We start from the raw sequence: 5,510 nt of genomic DNA, 5'->3' as shown, positions 1-5,510 counted from the left end.
GGAGACCATCCTCCTCGATACCGGGCCGCTCACGGCTTACTATGACCGGCGCGACGAACATCACGCCTGGGCCTGGGAAACTTTCAGTTCGCTTCAACCGCCCTTCATCACCTGCGACGCGGTGCTCACAGAGACTTGCTTTCTTCTCTCTCGAAATGGCGGCGACCCCTTGCCAGTCATCCAGGCCGTCACGATTGGTTTGTTGAAGCCCACCTTTGAAATCGGCGACGAATCCGGTGCGCTCGAAACCCTGATGAAGCGTTACGCTGACACACCGATGTCGCTCGCGGATGCGTGCCTGGTGCGGCTCTCCGAACTCCACAAGAATTGCCGCGTCTTCACGCTCGACCGGCACTTCAAGAAATACCGGCGCTACGGGCGCTCGGTGATTCCGGTGCTCAGTCCGTGGTGAACGGCCGGCGTCTGGGGTGGCTGGAGGTTCAGTCCACATAGAGATCCGTCGCGTCTCCAATCCCCGTGGCATGCGTATCAGGGTGCACGCGACATTATGATTGACCCCTGCTCGGATCAGTAATAGGAGTTATGCCATCCATCAGGTGCGTTATGAAACTTGCCCATCGTTCAGCCCTTCGATTGTCCGGTTTTACCTTAATCGAGTTGCTCGTCGTCATTGCGATCATCGCCATTCTTGCCGGCATGCTCCTTCCCGCGATGGCTCTCGCCAAAGAAAAAACCAAACAAGCCAAGTGCGGCTCCAACATGCGTCAGATCGGCATCGCCACCATCATGTACGCCAGCGATAACAATGGCCACATGCCGCTCTGCAATATGTTCCACGACGATCCCAACAAGCTCTGGATCCGGTTGATTTTGCCCTACGTATCCGGCAACCACGAGATTCGGTCCTGTCCCAGCGATAAGAAATCCGCCCAACGCATCAAGCTTAACGGGACGAGTTACCCGATCAACGATTGGACCTCACAGCCAGGTCCCATCGCTGGTTTTCCGCCCACCCGCCCACCCGATCACGCGCACATCCTGGATCAGTTGAAGCATCCGTCCGAGACGATCATTGTGTTTGAGATCGCCGACGAACAAGAGATGGATATCCTGCACGACCATACCCATGGCCGCGCTGGTTGGCCTACCTGGCGTGACGTCATCGATGATATTCAGCCCGACCGCCATGGCGGCGGCAAAAAGAACCGCGACAAGACAATTGGCCGCGCCAATTACCTCTACGCCGACGGCCATGTTGAAAACAAACGCGGGCTCACGATGTATAACCTCTTTGACAACGGCAAGGGCGTCAATTTTTCGACCCCGCCTGAATTGCGGCCGGTAAAGAAGACGCCTTGAAGGATCGCGGCGCGCGCAATTTGTTGACACCCAGCGTGTGGCTGCGCTGCAGCTTCGTGTTGTTCGCCCTTTCCCTGCCGTGGGTGGCGAGAGGGGGGCATACCCTGTTGATTCCTATCGGAGTCCATGACCCGTTACCGGGTCTCGACCATGCCGCGTTGCGCCCGGTGTCTTTTGGAGTTCCGGTTCCGGAGGCGGCGAACCTCAAGAATCTCGAACGAATCGTTTTGTCCGGCGCCGAAATGGCTCAGTACCGGCCGTTGTCGACATGGCCGGACGGCTCGGTTCGATGGTTGTTCATCGACGCGCTCGTGCGTCTGAATCCCGGGCAACAAAAGGCCCTTTTGCATCTCACGACAGGACAGGCGGAGCAACGCACCGAGGCGCTCTCGAAGCTTGCTGCGACTCAGGACGTGCTCGTCGATAATAGCAAAGTGCGGTTTGTGATTCCGCGCCAGGGAGGATCGATGCTGCGAGACGTTCAGCTTGACGGCCGCGAGTTGCCAGGCGCGGCTGTCCGCTTAATTTCGGCGAAAGACCAAGCTTTTGATTGGATGCCTCAGGGCGTACTCATCGAGAAGAACGGTCCCGTTGCCACGACAGTAGCCATGGAGTGGCAAATGCCTGTCGCCGGCGGTTCGGTTCGATTGACTGCGCGACTGAGCGCCTCGCGACGGCAGTCGTGGATCAAGATCGAAATCTCCGCGCGCGCTTCCGAGGCAGCTTCGAATGCGCTCGTGCTGCCGCCTTTGGCGCTGGAAGTGTCCGGCTTCAATGAGCCTCGATCCATCACCGACAACGTGGATGCTGCCGGGTGGCGCGGTGCGCAGTTGACTCAAGGCACGAATGAAATCTTGGTGTGTTCGTTCGATCCCCGGGCCGGCGCCGTTCCGGCATCAACCGGCGGTGGATTGGTTTTTCCCCTCTTTTCATCAGGGTCGGAAGCCGCGGTGCTGGCGCCTGGAGGACTGTTGCGCCGGGAGTGGCACGTCGACTTCCAACCCAATGAGACCTCGCTTCGCCGGTTTGCCAAGCCCTTGCTCGCCATGGGCGCTTCTCCTGAGGTCTATAACGATGCTGCAGCACTCGGCAATTTCGTCGTCGCACAGTCCGGTGACGCAGGATTGACCGCTGGAATTGAAGCCGCATCGTTTGGCGCAATCGAGGATTCGCTCTACACTCTGCTTGGAACTGCCGACCCGGTGCGCGCGGGAGGTCTTGGACATCTGCGATCGAGATTGAGCGTCCTTCTCAGCGATGGAGCGATCGAGCGTTCGCTGCCTGGGGAAGCCCTCAGCATTTGGTGCCATCTCACGGGCGACGATTGTGTGCGCGCTCTTTACCTCGAGTGGGGTAGCCGTTACGCGGCAGCCCGCCGCCGCCTGCCGGCCGAGGAGGAGGATGCCGAAGCTCTGGCGCAATTGCTGGATGTCTGCAACTTTTCCAATGACGCTTCGTTCCGCGACCTTCTCTTGCAACGGGCGGAAGCCTGGCTGGAGAAGAGCCAGTCTGGAAAGGATCCCGGGCATTTGGTTTTGCTTGCCGATTTAATTCGACTTGGCCGCTATTCGGCGCCGGTTGAAGACCGGCTTTTGGACCGGCTGGAAGCCGAAGTCTGCCGCCAACGCCAGGTGCCATCGAGCGATCGCGTTTTGCGGGAAGGCTACCTGCTCACCGGCAATCCGCAGTTCCTCGAGGAAGGGGCTCGCTATGTGGCCAACGGCGGGGAGGGTGGGGCGGCGGTTGCGTTGCAGCAGTTATTCGCCGCACCGCAACGCCAGCATGTCTGGCGCGATCTGCCATTGGAAACACGGCCTGCTGCAGATGGTTCAGTCACCTTGGCTTGGACCGTTCCAGCGCGCGCCTTGCGCGTGCGCCTCAAACATGCGGCGCAACCAATCGCTGCGGCAAGCCTGACACAAATTCCCCATGGAACGGTTTTATTTCATGACGCCAGCAGTCTCGGGGGCGAGCTCGTGCTTGAGACGGCAGGAACTCAGCAACAATTGCGATTGCCGGCGGCAGCGGGGCCCTGGAAACGCCATTTTGCGGCGCGTTACTTAGAGCGCGGCGCGGCATTGCCGGGACGGGCTCCCGAACCTGGCCCTGTGTTGCCGCCGGAAGTTGGCGCGGAGGCGCGTGCTTGGAATTGGAGCGCCGTGCTGGGGGGCGTCGCGGCAGTGTGTATCTTCGCCGCGTTGCTGTGGCGCGCGCGCGCGCGTCATTGCATCGGCGCGTGCAAGGTGGCTGCGGTCAGTCTGTTGTTCGGTGTCTGTTGCGGCTGCGGATCGGATCCGACGCCGCGCGCGCCTGCGCCGAATGTGCCGGCTCCCTTAACCGCAAACAGCGATGGCGGGCAATTCAGCGTCACAATTGCACCCAAACCCAATCCGATTCCATTGAACGAGCATTTTGCCGTTGAAGTGGCGATCGCCGCTTCGGCGCCTCGAACCGCCGCGGATGAAATTCGAGTGAGTGTCGATGCGAGCATGCCGGCCCATGGCCACGGGCTCAACACGGCGCCCGAGGTCAAAGAGTTGGGCGCAAACCGCTTTCTGGCGGAAGGAATGCTCTTCCATATGGCAGGCGCTTGGGAGTTGTATGTTGACATCTACCGCGGTCCGGTTCGCGAACGCGCCGTTTTTCCGATTGCCATGCGGCCTTAGATCGAGAATCTCATGCGACCGCACGGCATGCAGGCTAAGCAGTTTTTGTATTTGGCCGCGGCTGGGCTGTTGACGGTGAGTTGTTCACGCCGGGACGTTTCACCTGCCGGGACCTTTAGTGCAAATGGCATCGAGTTTACGGCTGCCGAAGCCGCACAGATCTTGAAATTGACTCCGCTGCCGGACCTTCCGCACGATCCGCGAAACAGGCATTCATCAGACGCCAGAGCCGTGGCCTTGGGACGTCAGCTTTTCTATGACCCGCGCCTTTCTGCGAATGGCAGCATTTCATGCGCAACCTGCCACGATCCGAGCCGCCATTGGACCGATGGCAAGCGGGTGGCGGAAGGACTCGGGCGCGTGGCGCGCAACACGCCAACCTTGTGGAATGTGGCGTACAATCGCTGGCAGTTTTGGGACGGCCGCCGGGACACGTTATGGGCGCAGAGTGTTGCGCCAATCGAGAACGTCAACGAAATGGGGAGCAATCGATTGCGCATTTACTGGCGGGTAGCGGAGGAGCCGGGCATGCGCCGCGCGTATGAGGATTTGTTCGGCAGTTTGCCGGCGCTTGATAGCGGCAAGGAAACGCGTGACGCGCGTCCGGTCGCCGAAGACCCACGGCACCCGATGCACAGGGCCTGGCTGGCCTTGACGGACGCCGATCGCGACCGGGTGAATCGTTGCATGTCGAATCTCGGCAAAGCTGTCGAGGCATTCGAGCGTACCATGATCACGCCAGAGGCGGCGTTTGATCGTTTTGGCGCCGGCCTGCGGCGCCGCGATCAAAGCGCTATGGACAGCATGGCCCCTGCGGCTTTGCGTGGATTGCGCCTTTTCATCGGGCGAGGTCAATGCGTCCTCTGCCATTCCGGACCGAACTTTACCGACCGCGAGTTTCATAACATCGGGTTGGATCGAGGCGCAGGCGAGCTCGACACCGGACGTTTTCGCGGGATCGAGGCGGTCAAAGCCGACGAATTCAACGGCAACGGTGTTTACAGCGATGACCTTTCGTTGACGGCGAATATCGCGCTCCATTACGTCGCACAACAACCGAACAATCTCGGTGAGTTCAAAACTCCAACGTTGCGCAATGTCGCCAGGACCGCGCCTTACATGCACGATGGCCGGTTCGCTGATCTGCGCGCCGTGCTGAGTTTCTATTCCCGGCTGGATCAGCAGCCCGCGATCGGCCACCGCGAAGAGTCACTGCGACCACTCAATTTGAGCGCGCGCGATATGGACGATCTTATTGCTTTTCTAGAGTCGCTTGCCAATGAGTTGCCGGGCACCCAGTTCAGACCGCCCGGCCCTTGACTGAGGGCGGCGGCCGCAGCATTCCGGCAGAAGTTGGCTGGTGGTTTCATGGGGCCAGTCCGTTCATCTTCTTCAACACTTCGCCGAACGCCTCGCGATAGACGCGGACAATCGTCTCGCGCGGGGTGCCGTCGGCTTGCACCAGGCCCTGCCGCAGGCCGCGGCCAAAGCCGGCCGGGCGATCGATGTATTGGCAGCGCAGGT

At 60.3% G+C, this 5,510-nt stretch carries 4 protein-coding genes; all 4 read left to right on the top strand.

Features of this window, described 5'->3' with window-relative positions; genetic code table 11:
• Positions 1-412 (top strand): PIN domain-containing protein (locus tag FJ398_25630; protein MBM3841272.1); only part of this gene is annotated, 412 nt, incomplete at its 5' end.
• Positions 413-564: 152 nt separating this feature from the next.
• On the top strand, positions 565-1,320 hold the full coding sequence (locus FJ398_25625; GenBank protein MBM3841271.1) for a DUF1559 domain-containing protein: 756 nt from the start codon (positions 565-567) through the stop codon (positions 1,318-1,320).
• On the top strand, positions 1,317-3,986 hold the full coding sequence (locus tag FJ398_25620) for a hypothetical protein (GenBank protein ID MBM3841270.1): 2,670 nt from the start codon (positions 1,317-1,319) through the stop codon (positions 3,984-3,986). Before FJ398_25625 ends, FJ398_25620 begins: the two co-directional genes overlap by 4 nt.
• A 12-nt stretch (positions 3,987-3,998) precedes the next feature.
• Positions 3,999-5,306, top strand: coding sequence for a cytochrome-c peroxidase (locus FJ398_25615; protein MBM3841269.1), 1,308 nt, complete (start codon positions 3,999-4,001; stop codon positions 5,304-5,306).
• Positions 5,307-5,510 lie beyond the last annotated feature (204 nt).

Source organism: Verrucomicrobiota bacterium, assembly GCA_016871535.1.
Taxonomy (GTDB): Bacteria; Verrucomicrobiota; Verrucomicrobiia; order Limisphaerales; family SIBE01; genus VHCZ01.
Note: the sequence above shows the minus strand (reverse complement) of the source record. Positions and strands in the feature narration are given on the sequence as shown.

Excerpts from the sequence above, each read along its gene's own strand:
- FJ398_25615 (MBM3841269.1), top strand. The coding sequence starts at position 3,999 with ATGCGACCGCACGGCATGCAGGCTAAGCAGTTTTTGTATTTGGCCGCG.
- FJ398_25625 (MBM3841271.1), top strand. The coding sequence starts at position 565 with ATGAAACTTGCCCATCGTTCAGCCCTTCGATTGTCCGGTTTTACCTTA.